The sequence below is a fragment of the Polycladidibacter stylochi genome (genome assembly GCF_001562055.1).
Taxonomy (GTDB): Bacteria; Pseudomonadota; Alphaproteobacteria; order Rhizobiales; family Stappiaceae; genus Pseudovibrio; species Pseudovibrio stylochi.
On record NZ_LLWE01000035.1, the window covers coordinates 37,495 to 58,842 of the forward strand.

Annotated in this window: 17 protein-coding genes and 1 tRNA gene; 11 read left to right on the top strand and 7 right to left on the bottom strand. The window is 47.1% G+C overall.

The features are described 5' to 3' along the window. Nucleotides 1-213 precede the first annotated feature (213 nt). From AYK67_RS14515 to AYK67_RS14530, 4 genes are all read right to left on the bottom strand, one after another. Nucleotides 214-1,581 carry a TRAP transporter large permease gene (locus AYK67_RS14515; RefSeq protein WP_068088351.1) on the bottom strand — a complete coding sequence of 456 codons (1,368 nt, stop codon included), beginning with the start codon at nucleotides 1,579-1,581 and terminating at the stop codon, nucleotides 214-216. Nucleotides 1,582-1,584: 3 nt separating this feature from the next. Beyond that, the gene (locus AYK67_RS14520) at nucleotides 1,585-2,271 is read right to left on the bottom strand and encodes a TRAP transporter small permease (protein WP_068088352.1); all 687 of its coding nucleotides are present in this window, start codon (nucleotides 2,269-2,271) and stop codon (nucleotides 1,585-1,587) included. Nucleotides 2,272-2,429: 158 nt separating this feature from the next. Continuing rightward, nucleotides 2,430-3,443: a C4-dicarboxylate TRAP transporter substrate-binding protein gene (locus AYK67_RS14525; RefSeq protein WP_082735848.1), complete on the bottom strand. Its 1,014-nt coding sequence runs from the start codon at nucleotides 3,441-3,443 to the stop codon at nucleotides 2,430-2,432. Between the two features lie 144 nt (nucleotides 3,444-3,587). After that, entirely contained in the window at nucleotides 3,588-4,205 is a 618-nt protein-coding gene (locus tag AYK67_RS14530; RefSeq protein WP_068088355.1) for a TetR/AcrR family transcriptional regulator, read from the bottom strand. Nucleotides 4,206-4,385: 180 nt separating this feature from the next. Here AYK67_RS14530 and AYK67_RS14535 point away from each other — a divergent pair, with 180 nt between their 5' ends. The 3 genes from AYK67_RS14535 to AYK67_RS14545 all read left to right on the top strand — a co-directional run bounded on the left by AYK67_RS14535 (nucleotide 4,386) and on the right by AYK67_RS14545 (nucleotide 8,773). Further along, entirely contained in the window at nucleotides 4,386-4,826 is a 441-nt protein-coding gene (locus AYK67_RS14535; protein ID WP_068088358.1) for a hypothetical protein, read from the top strand. 209 nt (nucleotides 4,827-5,035) lie between these two features. Continuing rightward, a complete protein-coding gene (locus AYK67_RS14540) occupies nucleotides 5,036-5,866 on the top strand; it encodes a universal stress protein (protein ID WP_068088361.1) in 831 nt (276 codons plus the stop codon). Nucleotides 5,867-6,025: 159 nt separating this feature from the next. Continuing rightward, complete coding sequence (locus AYK67_RS14545) at nucleotides 6,026-8,773, top strand: bifunctional acetate--CoA ligase family protein/GNAT family N-acetyltransferase (protein WP_068088363.1); 2,748 nt, start codon at nucleotides 6,026-6,028, stop codon at nucleotides 8,771-8,773. 349 nt (nucleotides 8,774-9,122) lie between these two features. On the opposite strand, the gene AYK67_RS14550 is transcribed toward AYK67_RS14545, so the two are convergent. Continuing rightward, the gene (locus AYK67_RS14550; protein WP_068088423.1) at nucleotides 9,123-10,154 is read right to left on the bottom strand and encodes a LacI family DNA-binding transcriptional regulator; all 1,032 of its coding nucleotides are present in this window, start codon (nucleotides 10,152-10,154) and stop codon (nucleotides 9,123-9,125) included. Nucleotides 10,155-10,353: 199 nt separating this feature from the next. Here AYK67_RS14550 and AYK67_RS14555 point away from each other — a divergent pair, with 199 nt between their 5' ends. The 5 genes from AYK67_RS14555 (at nucleotide 10,354) to AYK67_RS14575 (ending at nucleotide 15,859) form a co-directional block, all read left to right on the top strand. Further along, nucleotides 10,354-11,595, top strand: a complete 1,242-nt coding sequence (locus tag AYK67_RS14555) for an ABC transporter substrate-binding protein (RefSeq protein ID WP_068088366.1) — start codon at nucleotides 10,354-10,356, stop codon at nucleotides 11,593-11,595. 64 nt (nucleotides 11,596-11,659) lie between these two features. Continuing rightward, nucleotides 11,660-12,553 carry a carbohydrate ABC transporter permease gene (locus tag AYK67_RS14560; protein WP_068088370.1) on the top strand — a complete coding sequence of 298 codons (894 nt, stop codon included), beginning with the start codon at nucleotides 11,660-11,662 and terminating at the stop codon, nucleotides 12,551-12,553. 8 nt (nucleotides 12,554-12,561) lie between these two features. Further along, on the top strand, nucleotides 12,562-13,446 hold the full coding sequence (locus AYK67_RS14565; RefSeq protein WP_068088373.1) for a carbohydrate ABC transporter permease: 885 nt from the start codon (nucleotides 12,562-12,564) through the stop codon (nucleotides 13,444-13,446). Nucleotides 13,447-13,451: 5 nt separating this feature from the next. Continuing rightward, nucleotides 13,452-14,537, top strand: coding sequence for an ABC transporter ATP-binding protein (locus tag AYK67_RS14570; protein ID WP_068088376.1), 1,086 nt, complete (start codon nucleotides 13,452-13,454; stop codon nucleotides 14,535-14,537). A gap of 161 nt (nucleotides 14,538-14,698) precedes the next feature. Continuing rightward, complete coding sequence (locus AYK67_RS14575) at nucleotides 14,699-15,859, top strand: Gfo/Idh/MocA family protein (RefSeq protein WP_068088380.1); 1,161 nt, start codon at nucleotides 14,699-14,701, stop codon at nucleotides 15,857-15,859. Nucleotides 15,860-15,931: 72 nt separating this feature from the next. On the opposite strand, the gene AYK67_RS14580 is transcribed toward AYK67_RS14575, so the two are convergent. Next, nucleotides 15,932-16,219 carry a hypothetical protein gene (locus AYK67_RS14580; RefSeq protein ID WP_156453182.1) on the bottom strand — a complete coding sequence of 96 codons (288 nt, stop codon included), beginning with the start codon at nucleotides 16,217-16,219 and terminating at the stop codon, nucleotides 15,932-15,934. 496 nt (nucleotides 16,220-16,715) lie between these two features. Here AYK67_RS14580 and AYK67_RS14585 point away from each other — a divergent pair, with 496 nt between their 5' ends. After that, complete coding sequence (locus tag AYK67_RS14585; RefSeq protein WP_068088386.1) at nucleotides 16,716-18,113, top strand: cytochrome ubiquinol oxidase subunit I; 1,398 nt, start codon at nucleotides 16,716-16,718, stop codon at nucleotides 18,111-18,113. 5 nt (nucleotides 18,114-18,118) lie between these two features. Next, nucleotides 18,119-19,126, top strand: a complete 1,008-nt coding sequence (cydB, locus tag AYK67_RS14590; protein ID WP_068088389.1) for a cytochrome d ubiquinol oxidase subunit II — start codon at nucleotides 18,119-18,121, stop codon at nucleotides 19,124-19,126. 234 nt (nucleotides 19,127-19,360) lie between these two features. Here the strand turns inward: cydB and AYK67_RS14600 are convergent. Next, nucleotides 19,361-19,436 (bottom strand) — tRNA-Phe (locus AYK67_RS14600). Between the two features lie 373 nt (nucleotides 19,437-19,809). Between AYK67_RS14600 and AYK67_RS14605 the strand changes: the two genes are divergently transcribed. Next, the gene (locus tag AYK67_RS14605; protein WP_068088395.1) at nucleotides 19,810-20,976 is read left to right on the top strand and encodes a fumarylacetoacetate hydrolase family protein; all 1,167 of its coding nucleotides are present in this window, start codon (nucleotides 19,810-19,812) and stop codon (nucleotides 20,974-20,976) included. Nucleotides 20,977-21,348: the final 372 nt, after the last annotated feature.

Genomic DNA, 21,348 nt, shown 5'->3' on the forward strand with positions numbered 1-21,348 from the left:
GTAGCAAAAACAATGAAAATAGCTGTCCCGCAAACCTTGAAATACTCAAGAGCAGTTGGGGAATTGACCTTCCATGATTAAAAGCTAGCGCCATTTATCTGCTTCCCAATAAAGATTCCCACCAGCACTATAAGCATTCTACGGGCGCTGATTATTCTTCACTATTGGCTATGCATAAACCATGGGCCACAGCCCCGCCTACCGCTTGCTTACCTAGATAAGCGAGGGGAGCCATGTGATAATGGCGGGAAAGGCCACGAGCACGGCAACTGTTAGCACATCGGCCACAAAGAACGGCGTGCAGCCGCGAAACACATCCTGCACCGGAATATCCGGGCGCACCCCGGAGACCACAAAGCAGTTTAGGCCAATGGGCGGGGTGATCAGACAGAGCTCCGCCATTTTCACCACGATGATACCAAACCAGATGGCACAGGCGGCACCGGACATGCCAAGCACACTATCTGCCGCGCTCACATCCAAGCCACCGTTTAACGCCATGATCGCTGGAAACACGACGGGCAAGGTCAGCACCAGCATACCAATGGCATCCATAAACATGCCAAGCACCGCATAGGCCAGCAGGATCATAACGATAATCATCATTGGCGGATAATCGAGCGAGGTGATGAAACCTTTGAATGCCTCTGGCAGGCCTGCATAGCCCAAAAAGCGCACATATACGAGCACGCCCCAAATGAGTGTAAAAATCATCACTGTGAGCTTGGCGGTTTCATGAAGGGCCTGAAAGAGTTGCTTCAAGTGCATGCCCTTGGCGAATGCCGTGATAAGCACCACAAATGCGCCAAGTGAGCCCGCTTCGGTGGGGGTTGCAAACCCGTAGTATAGGCTTGAAAAGATAATCAGGATCACACCGATGATTGGCAGGGTTCCAGGTACGGACTTAAACCGCTCCGCCCAGCTGAAACCACCGATAGAGGGGGCACCGCCCTGCCATTTGGCCATGAACATGATAATCCCCACATAGATCAGCACGGAAACCACGCCGGGCAAAAAGCCTGCCATCAGCAACTTACCAACGGATTCTTCCACCAAGATCGCGTAAATCACCAGAATTGCCGAGGGCGGGATAAGCGAGGCGAGCGTGCCACCAGCGGCGACCACTGCCGCAGCTAAGCGCTTGGAATAGCCTTGCTCCAGCATTTCAGGTATCGCCACACGCGCAAACACCGCGGAGGTTGCCGTAGACGCGCCAGAGACAGCGGCAAAGCCAGCAGTGGCGAAAACGGTGCCGATCGCCATGCCGCCGGGCAGCCAACCAAGCCATTTTTTCGAGGCATCAAATAGCTGTCTTGTCAGTCCCGCATAATAAGCCAGATAGCCAATCAGGATAAATGTTGGTAGTACTGAAAGCGCATAGGTAACAGATTTAGAATGCGGAATGGTGCCAGCCATTTTGATGGCCGTAAGAGCACCGCGCTCAAAGCCCATACGCATGGCAAACAATATTGTCATGCCCGCAAGGCCGGTAAAAGCCGCTGCAAAAGCCACCCGCACACCCAGCACAACAAGGACAAGCAGTACCCCTGTCATGAGAAGGCCAATATCAAACGGTGTCATGGCTCAGGCCTCCTGTTTTTGTTGTGCTGCTGATTGGTGAGGCTCTATCTTGGCTGAGTGCAGGTGCATATCGGTTTGCAAAAACGCATCTTCAATCTCTGCGGCGGCATGTTCTGCTGCGTTTTGCGTGTGTGGCAGATCGCCGATCGGGCGCGAGGGATCAAGAACCAGCTTACAATAGGCTACTATTTGCAGAGCCAAGCGCAGCCACAGAATGGAGAGTGCAGAGGGCACCAACACTTTTGAGGGCCATGTGGGTATGGAAATATCGATGGTGCTGTCACCAAACTCCCAAGCCCGCTCAAAATGAAAATAGCTGCCATAGACAAGCGCGCTCACCACAAGAAGCATAATCAACACGCCGAACACCTCTGCCAGCCACAGTATGCGGCCTTTCAAGGCACCCAACACCAACTCCATACGGATATGGCCACCTAGGCGCTGGCAAAACGCCACGCCGAGAAAAGCGAAAACCGCCATGGCTTGCTCGGTAATGTCGATAAAACCCGGCACTGGCGCGTTGAAAAGATTGCGCCCCGCCACTTGCGCTACAGCCAGCAGCATCAACAAGAGAATGCTGGTTGCGGCAATGAGGTTAAGTAGGTTTTCGGCGAATGTCACCGACCGATCGATTAGTGATGCGGGCGGGGCGCTGCTCGTTTGCGGAGCATCCAGTTGAGGTGTTGCCATGGTTGCCTTTTGGATTGAGAACTAGGCCTACTGCGATCAATGCTGAAGCAAAGCTAGAACGACAAACACCGCTGCATAGCTCGTTTGCGGCAGCGGCGCTGATACCCTGCACAAGCAAAGTGACTTGTGCAGGGGAAACTGTTCAAACTAGCCTAGCCTTACTTAGCCATGGTGCTTTGCACGAGCTCCAGCAGTTCCTTGGCTGGTATACCCTTGCCGTCCATTTCTACAATCCAAGCATCCCAAAGAGGCTTGCCTGCTTTTTCCTTAAAGGCTGCCAGCTCTTCATCGGAATAGCTAATCTGCTTCACACCTTGTGCTTCTAGCTCAGGATAGAATTTGTCATAGACCGCTGCATAGGTCGCCAAATAGTGATCAATCGCCGGATCAACACTGTCCATTAGCGCTTTTTTATGTGCGTCCGGGAGCAGATCATAGGCGTCTTTATTGACCACGATCGGGCAATTCACAGTGCCGGGATTTAAGTTGGTGGTCCACCAGTTACCCGCCTCAATGGTTTTAAAGGCAAGGTGCGCATGGGGTGCAAAGGCGATTGCCTGCACGGTGCCGCTGTCTAGCGCTTGGAAGGCCTCGGCCGCGGTAACAGAAGTTGGCACAGCGCCGACGGTTTTCATGGCAGAGCCGATACCACCCAGAGCCCGCACGCGCATGCCCTCAAAATCGGCGACTGTTTGCGGCGCATCACCTTTACCAAGGAAGTTATATTGCGGCATGGGCGAGGACATCAGCGGTATGGCGTTCCAGCGGGCCAGATCCTCTTGCACGGCTGGATGCGCATAAAGCGCCTTATCAACCTTCACCTGCGTTTCAAGATCGGGCACGCCCAAAAATGGCAGCTCGGTTACGGAAAGGCTCGGGTTTTTGTCCGGGTGATAGGAGGCGCAAAACTGCGCCATCTCGAAAGCACCAAGGGAAATACCATCCAAATTTTCGCGGGATTTGGAGAGTGCGCCGCCGTAATGCAGCTTGATTTCAAAATCGCCATTGGTGCGGGCCGCAACCTCTTCGGCGAGCTTTTCAACGTGTTCGGTAAAGGCGCGGCGTTTCCCCCATAGTGAGACATTCCATGTGGTGGTTGCAGCATATACCTCAGCACTCAAACCACTTGCAAACATCAGCGCCAATACGCCTCCTAAAGCCTTTTGCTTCATCCAAACCCCCTTTATCACCTTGTCTGGTATGCTATCAAATTGCCAGATTAAAGTATAAATACCTACATCAAGAGTGGCTTGTTACGCTGCGAAAGTGAAGCCCATTATTTATAACTTAGACGAAGGTTTAGGGTATTGAGCGTTCTAATTGTTTTCTGATATTGCGTTATTGTGCTGAAATAGCAATTCAACTAGTGTTAGTAACGGCTTACGCATTTGCTCTGGCGTTTGTTTCATGTGCAATAAGCCTAGGTAGGCAGCATAAAACAGCTCGGCTGCCTCATGTGCACCGTCTTCCTTAATGTTAGCTCCATACGAAAAATGTTTCTCTAAAAAGGCCAATCGCGCATTATCAACCGCTTGCAAACGTTCGGCGACCACCGGATCAAACCGTGCCCAATCTCTAAGCGCCGGCTCAGAACCAATGCCACCATATTCGTGTAGCGGATAATTAGCAATAATATCAATGAGCATCACAAGGCCCGCATTCGGCGGCTGCATTGGCAGTTCGTTGACTTCCTGCACAACTGCATCCAAGGACCGTTCTTGCCAGTGGTTGAGCATGGCATCGCGCAAAGCGTCTGCGTTGGCAAAGTGCCAATAGAACGAGCCTTTGGTTGCGCCGATTGACCGCGCTAGAGCCTCGATTTTTACAGCAGAAGGACCCTTCGCACTTAACGACTTAAACGCGTGCTTAATCCAGTCTTGCGCCGTTAGGCGTGGGCCGCGTCCGTGTTTTTTGTTGATCCTGTTTTCTGGCATAGTCCCTAAAATTTTTAAAAGTCCAGCATACCCTAATATAACGCAATAATGATGATTAGTATAGAGTAGGGTAATCAATTGATTTATTTAATGAAATACAAAACATACGCATACGTATTGTAAACCATTACATATTGTGTCACCTTAGATGGATTCTAAGAGTAATTTAAGGAGCGACAGATGAATAAACCAATGATAGCTGCAGCGCTTACTTTAATTATAACAGCGCTCATTCACGCAGTGGCTGGAGGCCCACAGTATTTAAACCTTATTTTGCAAGCGGATATACCAATACAAAATGCTAACGAGCAAAAAGCACTATATGCTGTAATTTGGCATGCTATTACTGTTCTCTTCACAGTAAATGGCCTCGCATTACTCACGACTGTTTATTTGAATAAAAGCGCTGTCACTCTCGGTTGGACATGCATAGTTCAGCTATTATGCTTCTCTGCACTGTTTATAATTCTAGGTTTTTCATGGCTTGGTGAAATAATGAGTTTGCCACAATGGATATTGTTCGGCTTTAATATTTGCCTGCTGTTATGGGGAATAAATGTAGAGCGAAAGCAAATACCTTCAGCTGGGGCGAAAGCAAGCAAGTCTGCTGCATTGTCTTGACCTTAGTGCAGTTTTACACCATTCTTAACGCGTATATGCCAAACTAATACCTTAGTATAATTTTAAATTATTTATGTATTTCATAGGGTTATCGTAAAGATCCTCCTTGATATTTATCAAGGAGGTCTGCGAAATTTCGACTTAGACTTACTAATAGAACAATCAAAAATGATTGTTCCATTGATGCAGCAGGCAAGGAGAGCTTCCTCATGGCCATCAAAGATATCGTCACTCTTGTTGATTTGAATGGCGAGCAACCAGCTACGAAATTAACCGTTGAGTTTGCCCAGCAAGTTGGGGCGCATGCAACGGGTATTTCTTTAGCCTTCGAACCAATTGTTCCAGGCTTCATCGCCGCTCCAATGCCAGCAGATTACTTGCAAATGGCGCACAAGCAAGCTGTAGATGCTGCAAATGCCTCTGCACAAACATTTAAAAAAGCTGCAGAAATGGCGGGTATCCCCTTTGAGACCCGCGTTGCCGAAATAATTACTGGTGGTAGCCTGGACCCGATTCTCCAGCAAGCCAGAATGACAGACCTCGTTGTTATCAGTCAGGACAACCCGGAAATGCCAGAGCCAATGCGCGAGCTGGTGATTGAGGGCTTATTGTTCGAATCCGGTGTGCCAACACTGTTGGTTCCATACATCAGTAAAGGTAAGTTCAGCCCTAAAAACGTTGTTGTTGCTTGGGATGGCAGCCCAACCGCGGCACGCGCTGTTCATGCTGCGCTGCCAATATTGGAACTGGCAGAAAAAATTACAATCGTGATGGTGAATAAAGGCCAGGCAGCTGAAGGTGAACCTGGCGCTGACATCGCTACATATCTGGCCCGTCATAATTTGAAAGTCACGATTGATATTATCCAAAATCCGCCAATTTCTGTGGCTGATTCCTTGCTGAATTACGTTAGCGAAAATGACGTTGATCTGTTGGTAATGGGTGGTTACGGCCACAGCCGCATGCGTGAATATCTCGTAGGGGGAGCAACCCGCGATATTCTGGGTAGCATGACAGTTCCGGTTCTAATGGCACATTAGCTTAGACCAAACAATTGGGTCTCTTGCGACATATCAAGGTAAGTGACGCACCGTATTGCTATGAAAAGGCGCGGATTATTCTGCGCCTTTTTAAGTTTGATATTTCCGAAATGGCTCACACTATGCCCTTTACCCAGCTCTATTGAACAGGAACAGGCCATGACTATACTTAACCTTGAAGGTCTTCTTGCCCCAAAGTCCATTGGCATCATTGGCCCGAACTCCCATCAAGATGCGTTGCTCGAGCGGCTATTCAATTCCATAGAGGCAAGTGGGTTTAAGGGAGAAAAACTTTTTATCTCAAGTGAGCAACATTCCGCTCCACAAGACTATCGTACCTATGAAAACTTAGCGGCTTTGAAAGGCGAAAAAGCAACCGCACCTGATTTGGCCATACTATTATCCGAACGCTTTCAATGCTTAGAGCAAATCAAAGAGTTGGGTGCGATGGGCGTAAAAGCTGCCTTGTTGCCATCCGCCGGTTTTGAACAATGGGAGCAGGGCTTACAAAAAGATGTTCTGGAGGCGGCCCGCCCATATAATCTGCGTATTTTAGGTCCGGGCAGTTTGGGAGTGGCCTCGCCGCATGCCAATTTCAGTGCGCTGTTAACACAAGATCAGGCTTTGAAGGGAGATTTGGCGTTAATTTCGCGCAGCGGCACCATTTTTAACGCAACTCTAGCATGGGCAAAGAACAATCGAATTGGTTTCTCCGGAGCGATATCCTTGGGGCGTCGCCTTGATGTTGATATATCCGACTTGCTGGACTGGTATGCCATGGACTACCGCAGCAAAGCGATTTTGATGCACTTGGAGACGATTGAGAATCCAAGGAAATTTCTCTCCGCGGCCCGCGCCGCAGCCCGCGCCAAACCGGTGATAATTATTCGCTCAGGCTCTTCGCGCGATCAACAGCCACAGGGGGTAACGCACTCCGGTCGTTTAGCCACGCGCGATGCGGTATATGATGCGGCCCTACAAAGGGCCGGTGTGCTGCGTGTGGATGATTTAGACGAAATGTTTGAGGCGGTTGAAACCGTTACCAGAGTAAAGCCACCCAGTGGTAAGCGCCTGTCTATTCTGGCTAACGGGCGTTCGTTGGCAACACTTGCAGCTGACCGCCTTAAAAAAATGGGCGGAGAACTCGCTCAGTTAAGCGAACAAACACAAGAAGAATTGGGGCCGCTTACCAGACTGGATGCCAGTTCAGGCAACCCGCTCATTCTTTCAGAAAATGCAAGTCCGGAAGAGTTTCATCAAGGTTTGGAAATCTTGATGAAGGATAAGAATTGCGATGGCATTCTTGCAGTTGCAGCACCCAATGCATTTAGTGATTATCATGGAATTTCGGCTGCCATTGCCGCCGTTGGCCAAAAGAGTAAACGTGGCTATGGCAAAAAACCCGCGATTATTGCGGCACTATCTTGTGGTGGTCAAATGCCGCGCGAAAAACTGGATGAGGCGGGTGTTCCTTGCCATGCCAGTGCATCCGATGCGGTACGCGGTTTTATGCACCTGGTGCGTTACAAAGAAGCGCAGCAGCAGCTTATGGCAACGCCCGAAAGTCTGCCAGCCGGTTTCAAGCCCAATACCAAAATTGCCCGCCGCGCCATATCAACTGCATTGCAGCTCGGTAAAAACTGGCTGACTCCCATTGAAATACGCGATGTACTGAGTGCCTACCACATTCCTCAGGTAGAAATGTACTTTGCGCGAACACTTAACGAGGTGCAAGAGGCTGCCAAAGCATATCTTCGTGTCTATGCCAAGCTGGTTATAAAAATAAGCAGTCCTGATCTGATTTTCAAATCTGATGTGGGCGGCGTGCAACTTGATCTTGATAGCCCTGAGGCCGCGCGAGAGGCGGCACGACTTATGCTGGAGCGTTTGGCTCAACAGTACCCATCCGCTAAAATTGATGGATTTGAAATCCAACCGCAAGTAGGCAAACACCAAGCGCTGGAAACCTATGCCGGTTTGGCGGATGATCCGGTTTTCGGACCTGTTGTGGTTTTTGGACGCGGAGGAACATCTGTCGAAATCATGGGCGACCGAACCATTGATCTGGTCCCGTTGGACATGAACTTGGCACAGCGTATTGTCCAGCGCAGTAATGCCCGTCCCTTGTTAGAGGGCTTTCGCAATCGTCCGCCGGCAAATCAGGAAGAAGTTTCGGGCTTATTGGTGAAACTATCGCAAATAGCGATGGATTTCCCGGAGATTCGCGAACTGGACCTCAACCCAGTGGTAACAGATCACAATGGGGTTCTGGTTTTGGATGCCCGTATTGCCATTGCACCGGCCGACGCGCGTCCGGGCCGTAAAGGTTTGTCGCGCCTCTCGATCGTGCCCTATCCCAAAGAGTGGGAGCACACACAAAAACTCAAAAGTGGTGCCAGCGTATTTATTCGCCCCATACGGCCGGAAGACCAGCAACTGACCAAATCTTTCTTTGAAAACATCAGTCAGGAAGATTTGCGATTGCGCTTTTTTGCACCGGTGAAAGAATTCAGTCATGGCTTTTTAGCCAAGCTGGTGCAACTTGATTATGCCAGAGCAATTGCCTTTGCTGCATTCGATCCGCAAACCAACGAGATGCTTGGCATGGTTCGACTGCACTCAAATCCTGATCATACCGTTGGCGAGTACGCGGTAATGGTAAAATCAAACCTGAAAGGCCACGGGTTGGGCTGGACCCTAATGCAACTTATCATCAATTATGCACGAGCCGATGGTATTGCCACCGTAAAGGGCGAGGTTTTGCGCGAAAACACTACAATGCTTGCTATGTGCAAAAAGCTTGGATTTAAAGTTGCCCGCTCGCCAGATGACGATGCTCTAACAGTAGTAACATTGGACGTAAAGTCCGCGGTGGACGCATCTCTATATACGGAAAGTATTGAGTAAACTGCGTTAGGTGGACATAGCTTGGCCGTTATTCCCTGCTGTGTCCATTAAACGTGCTTCAGCATTTCTGACCGCAGACAAACACTTCCTAAATTTGGTGTGCTCTGTTCGATCCGGTTACAACGAATTCAAAATGACAAAAGGAACTGTGTGCCGCAGATTCCTTAGCTTTTTTGCGATGCGCTGTAATGTAATTTTTCCACTTTATAAAAGACTTTCAAGCCCCTACAGGCATGTGGTTGCGTGTCACAGGTGAAACCACTTAGCATTAGCAAAATTAAATTTACGATATTTCGTATGCGAGTGACATTCGAAAGTTAAGTGGATTCAAACAGTTTCGTATCACCCATCAGTTGTTTCTTGGGGGAGCAGTACTACTGCGAACAACCAAATTAACGGGCATAAATTTGATCTTCTCATCCTCTTCTTTTTTATCGCCAGCAATCAAATCTATGAGCAACTTGGCAGCTTGTGTGCCAATTTCTGTGCGCGGTTGATGAATGGTTGTAAGCGGAGGTATATAGTGGCGCGCGATCTCAATATCGTCGAACCCCACGACAGAAACATCAAGGGGTACTTTAAACCCCATGTGATTTAATTCAGAAATGAAACCAAGCGCCATCTCATCACTCAAACAGAAAACGGAAGTCGGGCGGCGTGAAAGGTTTGCCCAGCTCGCAGCGGCACGCGCACCAGAGGAAATCGAATAGTCTCCTTCAAAAGACCACTCCTCAACAACAGGTAGCCCGAGTGCTTCAATGGTTTTATACGCGCCCTCTAATCGTGCCTGTGAAATCCTATTGTATTTAGGACCACTAACCACACCAATGCGCCAATGCCCTAATTCGTGTAAATGCGAAATCGCGAGTTTGGATGCATGCATATTGTCGACGCGTACACACGGAAACGGGTCATTTTCCAGCCACTCACAGGCGCACACAATTTTGGGTGGCGCAGAGCCAACGCTAATGTTTTTAACTTTGTCGAGCGGCAATGAGCCATCCATAATGATAATACCGTCGCAGCGGTTCATAAGGAGGTATTGAAAAACACGGTCTTCACTGGCTCCAGGTTGCATACTATCGACAATGAGTAGGTTCAAACCGGCTTTGGAAGCTTCCAATTCGATTCCTGCAAGCAATTGTGAGAAGAAAGGGTTGCCCAAATTCGGCACCAAAGCAACCAATGCACCACTACGTTGTTGCCTCAAGTTTCGTGCAGTACTGTTAAGTCGATAGCCGGTTTTTTCGACAGCATCCAACACAGCCTTTCGAGTTGCTTTCGAAACTTTTTCCGGCATGCTGAGGGTTCGACTTACGGTTGCTGTCGATACACCAGCCATACGTGCGACATCTTGTATTTTTGTTATATTTTTTCTCATCTTAACACTACTACTGTTTTTGGTAGGCATTTGCATTGCAAAAATATACTTGACTCTAAATGACTTCGAGTTCAAGTTGAAAATGTAAACGATTACACATTTTGTATTTTAAGATGTAAACGTTTTCATAGGGCCGGTCGGCTCAGTTGCGGTCAGCTGGGAGGTTGGCCTAAATCGATTTTCTTTGGGAGGTTAGTCCATGAATCTATTTAAAGGACTTCTTGCAGCTACAACTATTCTTGGCACCGTTAATGTTGCAAGTGCTGTAGAACTTGAAGTCACCCACTGGTGGACATCCGGTGGTGAAGCTGCTGCTGTTAAAGTGATGGCTGAAGCATTTGATAAAACTGGTCACAAATGGGTAGATGGCGCGATTGCCGGTGGCGGTAATGCACGTCCTATGATTATTAGCCGAATTGGTGGTGGCGACCCTATGGGTGCAACCCAGTTTGCAACTGGCCGCGATGCTGAAGATCTAATTCGCGCAGGTCTTATGACTGACTTGACTGAATTGGCCGAGAAGGAAGGTTGGAAGGATATTGTTCGTCCAAGCAAACTTCTCGATTCTTGTACAATTGATGGTCGCATCTATTGTGTGCCTGTAAACATTCACTCGTTCCAGTGGATGTGGCTAAACCGTAAGGTTTATGAAGACAATGGTCTGAAAGTTCCAACAAATTGGGCAGAGTTTGCAGCTGCGGCTCCAGCGCTGAAAGAAAAAGGTGTAACACCTTTGGCCGTTGGCGGCGAAAACTGGCAGCTTGTTGGTATGGCAGGTACATTTATGGCTGCAATGGGTGGCTCTGAAATGTACAAGAAAATCTACATCGAAAAAGATGTAGAAGCTGCAAAAAGTCCTGAAATGACCAAGGTGTTTGAAGCAATTGCAGCTTCACGTACAATGGTTGATAAGGGCTATGTTGGCCGCGCATGGAATGATGCCACCAATATGGTGATTGCCGGTAAAGCAGGCGCTCAAATCATGGGTGACTGGGCACAAGGTGAATTTGCCGTATCAGGTAAAGTCGCAGGTGTAGATTATGACTGCCTGCCAGGTCTTGGCGTTAATCCGGTTCTGGATACCGGTGGTGATGCGTTCTTCTTCCCGAAACCAAAAGGCGATAAGCCTGAGGTTGTAAAGGCACAGCTTGAACTGGCCTCACTCTTGCTCTCCAAGCAAGTACAGGTAGATTTCAATCTGATGAAGGGCTCTTTGCCAGTACGCGGTGACGTTGATTTGAATACAGCTAACACCTGTATGAAAAAGGGTATCAAGATTCTTGAAAACCCGGATAACGTCATGCCTTCACAAGAGCAAACCTTTACGCCTGACGCACAAGGCCAGCTCGAAGATCTCTGGGTAGAGTTCTTCAATAATCCAGACTTAAGCGTTGAAGTAGCTCAAAAACGCTTTGTTGAAATCATCAAATACGCAGAATAATATTGTAATAATAGGAAAGGGTGCGCTAGCTGTTTGCTAGCGCACCGGCTCCGGGAGGTCCCCCATGTCAGCTGGCCGCGCTCAGGCTTTCTGGCTCCGCAATCTTACAGCTAAGATTGCAGCTATCCCGATGATCCTGACATCCCTAGTCATTTTCATTGGTTGTTCCATTTGGACAGTTGTTTATTCTTTTACATCGTCAAGGTCTTTACCTGTTACTGATTTTGTAGGTTTTCGCCAATACGAGCGCCTTTTTGGTGCACACCGTTGGAGTTTAGCCGTAGAAAACATAGCAATTTATGGTGTTTTGACATTGGTTTTTGCTTTAACTGTTGGTTTTATACTGGCAGCTCTACTAGATCAGAAGATAAGATTTGAAAGTATATTTAGAACTATCTTCCTTTATCCCTACGCTATGTCATTTATTGTTACTGGTGTGGTGTGGCAATGGATGTTCAACCCGGGTCTTGGTATTCAGCACTTCGTCCGCCAACTGGGATTTGAGAACTTTACTTTCGATCTGATCTCAAACAGAAATACCGTCATTTATGCAATTGCTATTGCCGGTATTTGGCAGATCACTGGCTTTGCTATGGTCTTGATGTTGGCAGGCCTACGCGCTGTTGATGACCAGATTTGGAAGGCTTCGCGTGTTGATGGTATTCCCGCCTGGAAAACTTACGTGATGATCATAATTCCAATGATGCGTGGGGTTTTTGTTACCTCCTTGGTCATTATCGCAGCTGGCATTGTTAAGCTTTATGACCTTGTTGTTGCCATGACAAATGGTGGTCCAGGCTTCGCGTCAGATGTTCCAGCCATGTACGTTTATAACTGGCTGTTTGAACGCGCAAACCTTGGTCACGCAATGGCTGCCTCAACCATGATGCTGCTCACCGTGCTGATTATTATGGTTCCGTGGTTTTACATGGAATACGGCCGTAAGAATAAGAATTGAGGTAAGAGATGAAAAATGAACCTAAAGGTCCGCGTCCGCGCAAGGCCTTCTCCCCTGGGCGCATAATGCTCTATTCAATTCTTGTTGTTGCAGCAATTTATTACGCCTTGCCACTTTATATTATGATTGTAACCTCTTTAAAGGGCATGCCCGAAATTCGTATGGGCAATATCTTTGCTCCCCCGGTCGAGGTTACTTTCGCCCCATGGGTTAAAGCATGGGATAGTGCTTGCACAGGTCTGTATTGTGAAGGTTTGAAAGTTGGTTTTTGGAACTCTGTAAAGATTACAGTGCCAAGTGTAATTGTCTCTATTGCAGTTGCATCTGTAAATGGCTATGCGCTGGTGAATTGGAAGTTCAAAGGCTCAGAGTTTTTCTTTGCAGTGCTGATTTTCGGCTCTTTCATACCCTATCAGGTCATGCTGTACCCACTGGTTATTATAACACGTGAACTGGGTATATTCGGATCACTCTGGGCCGTTATCTTTGTACATACCATTTTTGGTATGCCGCTTTTGACCCTAATTTTCCGAAATTACTTTGCGGCTTTACCAGAAGAGTTGTTCAAGGCGGCGCGCGTTGATGGTGCAGGTTTTTGGGGCATTTATTGGAAAGTACTTGTGCCAATGGCAACGCCGATCTTTGTTGTCGCTGTTATTCTACAAGTAACTGGTATTTGGAATGACTTCCTGTTTGGTATTGTTTTTGCCGGACAACCCAACTTCCCTATGACCGTCCAGCTTAATAACATCGTCAATACTACTCAGGGCATTAAAGAATATAACGTGAATATGGCAGCTACCATGCTTACAGCTATGGTGCCTCTGGTGATCTACTTTGTCTCCGGCCGGTTTTTTGTTCGCGGCATCGCCGCAGGTGCTGTCAAAGGATAATTATCATGAACTCTATTGAAATTCGGGATCTTGTTTTAAGATTTGGCAAAACAACAGTACTGCAAGATTTGGACCTGGATATTGAACAGGGTGAGTTTTTGGTACTGCTTGGTTCATCCGGCTGTGGTAAGTCAACGCTACTCAACTGTATTGCTGGCCTGCTGGAAGTTTCAGAAGGGCAAATCTTCATCAACGGTCGCAACGTGACTTGGGAAGAGCCCAAGGATCGCGGCATTGGTATGGTTTTCCAATCTTATGCGCTTTATCCGCAAATGACTGTGAAGGGCAACCTTTCATTTGGTCTCAAAAATGCGGGAGCCTCTAAAGAGGAAATAGAAAAGCGTATTAAAAACGCATCACAAATGCTGCAAATCGAAAACCTGCTGCAGCGCAAGCCAGCCGAGCTTTCCGGTGGTCAGCGTCAACGTGTGGCAATTGGCCGTGCGCTGGTGCGAGATGCTGATGTCTTCTTGTTCGACGAACCGCTGTCAAACTTGGATGCAAAACTGCGCACAGAGCTGCGGGTAGAGTTAAAGCAGCTGCATAAGCGCCTGCAAAATACCATGATTTATGTGACGCACGATCAAATTGAGGCCATGACATTGGCCGATCGTATCGCCATCATGAAAAATGGTTTCATTCAACAGCTTGATAGCCCTGCAACGATTTATAATCGCCCAAAAAATAAATTTGTGGCCGGGTTTATTGGTTCGCCAGCAATGAACTTTTTAGAAGGTACTTTGGACTGCACTGGCGAGCCGCACTTTGTGGTAGGCGAAGCGAAAATTCCATTAGCAGGCTACGAATTTAGTCAAAACCTGGAAGGCAAAACCCAAAGCAGTTTTGGTATTCGCCCCGAGCACATCGTTTATGGCGAGGAAGCCCAAAAGGCACCGTTTAATGCCAAAGTCACCGTCGATGTGTTTGAACCTATGGGGTCCGACACACAAGTATGGGCACATGTGGAAGGGCAAAACTTCCGCTTCCGCATCGATGGTCGAGATAAAATTGCCAATGGTGATGAGATGCTTATCGGTTTTGATCCTGCCTGTGCCTCCATTTTCCATGGTGAAACTGAAGAACGCATTTAAACCGTGTTGCAAAGTATGCGCCGCAGAGCCCCTGGTTCTGCGGCGTTTAAGTAACTAAGCATATTTCTTACAATCAGCTATTCAACGGCTCTTGGGAATAGTTTTTTGGGATTTAATTTGCAGTTTTCATATTCAACAATCGTGTAGGAATGAGGTGCCAAATGCAAACGAAACTAAAAGTCGGCATTATCGGTTGCGGTCATATTTTTGACACCTACATGAGACTGGCACCATTATTCGGCAGTATAGAAATTGTTGCCTGCAGTGATTTGAATATGGAAGTTGCGCGTAAATACGCCAATGAGTACGGCCTTAAAGCGATCAGTGTTGAAGCGTTACTGCAAGATACATCCATTGATATTATTGCAAACTTAAGTACCCCGCGTGCGCACTATGATATCAATAAGAGATCATTACTGGCAGGCAAACACGTTTTTTGCGAAAAGCCAATGGCTTTAACCAAGCAAGAAGCGCTGGAGTTAATTGAACTCTCTGAAAAACAACAGCGACGATTAGGCATTGCGCCTGATACTTTTTTTGGCGGCGCAAACCAGCAAGCACGCCATTTGCTCGACCAGGGAACGCTTGGCAAAATCATTGGCGGTACATGCCACTTGCTCAATCACGGTATGGAAAGCTGGCATCCAAATCCTGCAAGCTTTTTCCAAGTCGGTGGCGGTCCCTTGTTTGATATGGGGCCCTATTATCTATCTGTTCTTATTAATTTGCTTGGGCCGGTTCGCCAGGTTGCGGCCATGTCATCAATTGTGCAAAAAGAGCGCACCATAACATCAAAGCTGTTATATGGGCAAAAAATTCAAGTGGAGACACCCACTACAGTAAATGGGGTTCTTGAATTTCACTGTGGCGCTCTTGTCACTCTTACCATGAGTTGGGATGTGTGGGAAACAGCTCACGAGCCCATTGAAATATATGGAGAAACCGGAACTCTGCATTTGCCGGATCCCAACTTCTTTGGTGGCGATCTACGCTTGACCAATGGCAAGACGCTGGTTGAAAACTTGCCTCTTTGGGATCATCCGCTGTCCCGATTGAATGAAACCTGTAGTGGTGACGGTATTCCTGTTGCCAATTACCGCTGTAGCGGCCTTGCCGACATGGCCAACGCAATTACTCAAGGCAGAGCACACCGTTGTTCCCAAGAGTTGGCTCTGCATATAATCGATATCATTAGTTCCATACTGCAAGCAGGCGCAACACGTGAATATGTTTCTCTAACAACCACGTGCGCAAGGCCCGAGCCCTTGAATGTCGATCAAGCAAGCAAGCTGTTTCATATTGATGAAAGCATACCCGCCTAAACCACTAGGGGCCCAAAATGGCTAGGCCCCTGAATGTGAATTGGCTATTAGCAACAGCTCTCGTCAAAAAAATCAGCTCACCAAATCATGCAGGAACTTGATGTAAGGCAGTCGTAGAACAACATTGTTTTTATTGACCATTAAAGAGAGCGCGGTTGCCTGACAAACAGGGTTAGTCGTTACTAACGAGCGCTGACAAACAGCTTCTGCACTATCGATAAAATTCAAGTTTTCCTGACGCTTGATAATTAAAGTCTCCCCCTCGTGAATACCTGCAAGCGGTTTCACCACGAAAATGGATAGTTGCAAATATGCGTAGACTACAAAGGCAGTTAATACGATGGTTACAAGTGTTTTCATGAACTTACGATCCATTCTCTTTATTGAACTTATATTGCAAACCCGGCACGCTCAACGACGTGCACCAACGACCTTCATAGGTCGATACAATCTGTAATTGCTATAATGGTGTTTCCTTGCCTCAAAATCTGGTTTTGCCCACTTTTTACTGTATTGGATAAAAAAGTGTCAGGTATCAAGTCGAGAAAATGCCTATCAATTCTACGAAAATGAGTAATATGGAAAGTTAAGTATAATCGTTTGTTTTACTTAGTTTGTATAAGTAGTTATTTTCAATCTATTTATATTTGCCACTCAAACTTTGCGGGTGTTTTTAAGGGCTTGGCAGGAGCTTTGAAGTAAACCACTCTTGTCAAGGTAACGTCCGCGCCTATCTAGCACAATTACAGCAAGCCGAAGATACATCTTCTCGGGTGAACTCGTGAGCAAATCAGTTGGCTTGCTTCAAGCGCACATCAAACGGCATGAAGCAAATAATTGGATGTAAGGATAAGCTATGGAGTTTACAGCCCTGGAACTTGCCAGAATGCAGTTCGCTTTCACTGTATCTTTCCATATCCTTTTTCCAGCGTTTACAATTGGTCTTGCCAGTTACCTGGCTGTACTGGAAGGCCTATGGCTGTGGACGCGGAAAGAGGTTTACATACAAGTTTACCGCTTCTGGCTTTCAATATTTGCCATAACATTCGGCATGGGGGTGGTTTCCGGCATCGTGTTAACCTATCAGTTCGGCACCAACTGGTCGGTATTTTCCGACAAGGTTGGTGCGGTTCTTGGGCCGGTCATAGGCTACGAAGTGCTCACCGCATTTTTTCTAGAAGCGGGATTTTTGGGAATTATGCTTTTTGGCATGAATAGAGTTGGCCCCAAATTACACTTTCTGGCAACGCTCGTTGTTGCATTGGGCACAGCCCTTTCAGCCTTCTGGATCTTATCGGCCAACAGTTGGATGCAAACACCAGCAGGTTATGCCTTCAATGAAAATGGCCAGTTCATTCCGCAGGACTGGTGGGCAATCATATTCAACCCTTCATTCCCTTATCGTTTGGTCCACATGCTCATGGCGGCTTATCTCACCACCGCCTTTGTTGTTGCAGCTGTTGCCGCCTATCATCTGCTAAAAAACACTGCCAGTGCTGGCGGTCGTCTCATGTTCGCCATGGCACTTGGTTTTATTGTTGTTGTCAGCCCCCTACAAATGGTCGCGGGTGATTTACACGGTATCAATACGCTTGAGCATCAGCCGGTAAAAGTTGCGGCTATGGAAGGAAACTTTGAACGCAAGAAAAGTGCGCCGTTAATTTTGTTTGGTATCCCGGATGAAGAAAACGAAACGGTCCATTATGCGATAGAAATTCCTTACCTCTCCAGTCTGATACTCACGCATTCGCTAGATGGTGAAGTGCCGGGACTAAAGGATGTCGCAAAGCAAGATAGACCACCGGTGCTGATTGTCTTCACAGCCTTTCGAATTATGGTCGGTCTTGGCACCCTCATGTTACTAACGGGGCTGTGGGCTTTATTTGCGCGCTGGCGTGGCCATTTCTACGAAAACAAATGGCTGCAACGCATGTGCTTGCTCATGGGGCCATCTGGGTTTATTGCGCTGCTGGCTGGTTGGGTGACCACAGAAGTGGGCCGGCAACCCTACACAGTCTACGGCTTGTTACGTACATCCGAATCCGTTGCCCCGATCTCGGCGCCAACACTGGCCGGCTCGCTCACTGCCTTTGTGGTTGTCTACTTCGTTGTTTTCGGAACCGGTATTTATTATGTGCTGCGAGCGATGGCAAAACCCCCGACAGCCAGCAAGGGGCCGCCAACCGGTATTCCCGTACGCTCGGCAGGTATAACACCTGCTGCCGCACTTAGCCCCCCTTCACAAAGGGAGTGATAGCCATGGATGTTGACTATGCTCTAATCTGGGCTATTCTAATCGCATTCGCTATCTTTGCGTATGTAGTGCTCGACGGCTTCGATCTTGGTGTTGGCATTTTATACCCAACCACCCACGACGATGAAGAACGCAGCCTGATGATGAATACCATTGCACCCGTTTGGGATGGTAACGAGACTTGGCTCATCTTGGGCGGTGGCGGTTTGCTTGCTGTCTTCCCGCTGGCCTACGCAGTTATAATGCCAGCCCTCTACATTCCTATTATTACAATGTTGTTGGGCTTGATTTTTCGCGGCGTTGCGTTTGAATTTCGCTTCAAGGCCGGTCTAAATCACCGTCGTATTTGGGATTTTTCCTTTTTCTTTGGTTCTGTTTTAGCAGCCTTCTCACAAGGCGCGATACTGGGCGCACTCATTGAAGGGCTGGAAATTAGCGGTCGACAATTCAGTGGCGGTGCATGGGACTGGCTGTCGCCATTTAGCGTTCTTATTGGGGTTTCTCTTATTATTGGATATGCACTCCTTGGTGCCACTTGGCTTGTATTAAAGCTGGAGGGGCCTGTTTGCCTTCACTTTCGCAAAATCAGCAATCTGGCTTTACTCATGGTCATCGGCTGTATTGGCGCGGTAAGTCTCGCCACTTTGTACATAAGGCCCGATTTTGTCACCATATGGTTTGATAGCAGCACAATACTCTATAGTTTTGCGGTGCCTCTGCTCATTATCGCTCTATTTGTCACTGCAAGTCGCAGTTTATCAAGAGGCCCGGATTACGTACCGTTCCTATGTGCCTTGGCTGTTTTCCTCTTAAGCTACATCGGCTTGGGCATGAGCCTCTATCCATTCATCGTGCCAATGCAGTTCACCATTTGGCAAGCTGCGGCACCAGAAAGCAGCCTAAAGTTTCTGTTAGGTGGCGCTGCCTTTTTAATCCCCTTAATCCTGGCATATACAGGATATGCCTATTGGGTCTTTCGGGGCAAACTGCGTAAGGGAGAGGGCTACCATTAGTCGCTGGAAACCAATGGAGAAACAAAAGCAAACAAGTCCGACAAAACATCACGACACAGTTTTGGTAAAGCGCGACAGCAGTAAATTAGAGGCAGGTGGACAAGTGCAGCCATCGCTTGGAAGTAGGCTTTTTTGGTTTGTCTTGCTATGGGCTGGCGGCGTTGTTGCAATAGCAATATTTTCTTACAGCCTACGCGCGCTTATTCTTTAGCTATAATCATTATCGGGAATAAGTGGTGCCCGGAGGCGGATTCGAACCACCGACACGCGGATTTTCAATCCGCTGCTCTACCAACTGAGCTATCCGGGCACTTATCGAACGGGCAGTGTTTGTCCCGCCGTTGAAGTGAGCGTCTTATAGGAGAGCCATTCGCACTTGTCTAGCATAATTCCATAGGAAATTGGGGATGACTTCCAAAGAGCGCGATTAGCTGTGAATTATTAGCCATTAAAACATTCGATTCATCATTGCTTTCGCGGTTAAATATTTTTTATTTACCTAGTAAACGCTAAGTGTAAAATTTATATTCGTATATTATAATTAAGTAAATGTAGTTGAATAATAATATTATTCTAGTTTAATCTATATGTGTTTCAAAAACGTAACGTACTGTTTCATATTTATGCTTGCTATTTCTCCGAGATAACCAATATTTTTTAAGTCTAATTGATAAAGGTGTTTGATGTTTAAGTTTTACAATTTAATTGTTCTTTCTCTTGTCTTGTTGCTTTCTGCTTGTTCAGAAGAACCAAGGCAAAATAAAATCAGTGCAGAAAAGGAGCAATTGGTACCAGCTGTTTCTGTTAAAGGGCAGGCACTTACCTTTGCGCACCTGAAAAGCGATCATTCTCTTTTGCTGGTTCACTCTTATAGCAACGGAAAAACAACAGCCGTTAACCTATCTGATTTAGGTGCGCCCAAGCTTCCCGATATGTTGGATGCAATTACACAATACGGTCTTGAGAACATTAAAGAAATAGCTGCAAGTACCTCTTTGGAGAGCAAAAACTATGAAATTGGTGAATTTTCGGCTGCCGCAAGTTCACTGGGGCGGCATATTTCATCTGGTACAAACTTTATCGAACATGCAGAAGAAACCAATTCTGACCGGGTTTTTCACTACCCAAAATTTAGTTCTGCCAGCCCACCTGTCTCTAACGTCAAACATGTAAAGGGCGTGCTTCTTGATTACGAGGTAGAAATTTGTATGCGAGCTGATCGTCCTATTGCGAATTTGGATGATTTCACGAAAGCGAACAAATTCTTTTTCTTATGTGGCGATTTCTCTGATCGTTCCATGCTTTCCCGTTATATTGATCCTGATAACTACGATAGTGGAAGCGCCTTTACGCGGGCGAAGAGCGGCGAAGATTATTTTTCTTCAGGGCCTTTTCTGGTTTTGCCAGAAGATTGGCGGGGCTTTGTTTCTAATGAGCGGATTATGACAAAGTTGAATGGTACAATCCGCCAAGATTCCAGAGGTCGTTATATGATCCGCGACTTCAAAGACATAACCAAGCATGTATTGGCAGATACCACATCCACCCGCTTCATCTACCAAGGTAAGGGAGTCACAATGCTTGATGGTGAGCGCATCAAACAAGGACAAACCCTCATGTCCGGTACTCCGGAAGGTGTAATTTTTATGCCGCCGACAACCTGGCAGATCACAAAAGGCATTATTGGCTATGTATTTACTTTGGGTTTTCTCGGCGAGCATACAGGCCGCGAAGCTGTCATTGAATCGTTTATAAAACAAGAACTAAAAGCAGGTCGTTTTCTAAAACACGGCGACCAAGTCCATTACCTATCTGCAAGCATGGGCGAAATTCACGTCACTGTTGAATAATCGTTACCATTAATGCCATCTGGTGCAATTCGCACCGTCACTTGATATGGAGGCCTTGCTTGAAGAGCAAAGTCCCCATATCGTCATGAGGTAATAAAGCTGCTCATATTAATTGAACTGTCTGCTTTAAATCCCTAAATCAAGTTGTATGATACTTCTAATTTTGGAGAGGCTTGGTTTTCCTCCACGGTTTTAGAGCGTATTTCCGTAAAGTGCCTACCGGTTTTCGGGTAAAAATACGTTTCAAAACAATAGGTTAAAGCAGTTTAAGTGCAAGATCTCCACAGTACACGACTCTTTAGTTTATTGAGCGCTTGGGGCAGTTTTTTCGCCATGCCTTAGATGCTCTATCAGGTTTATGGGTAATCCAGT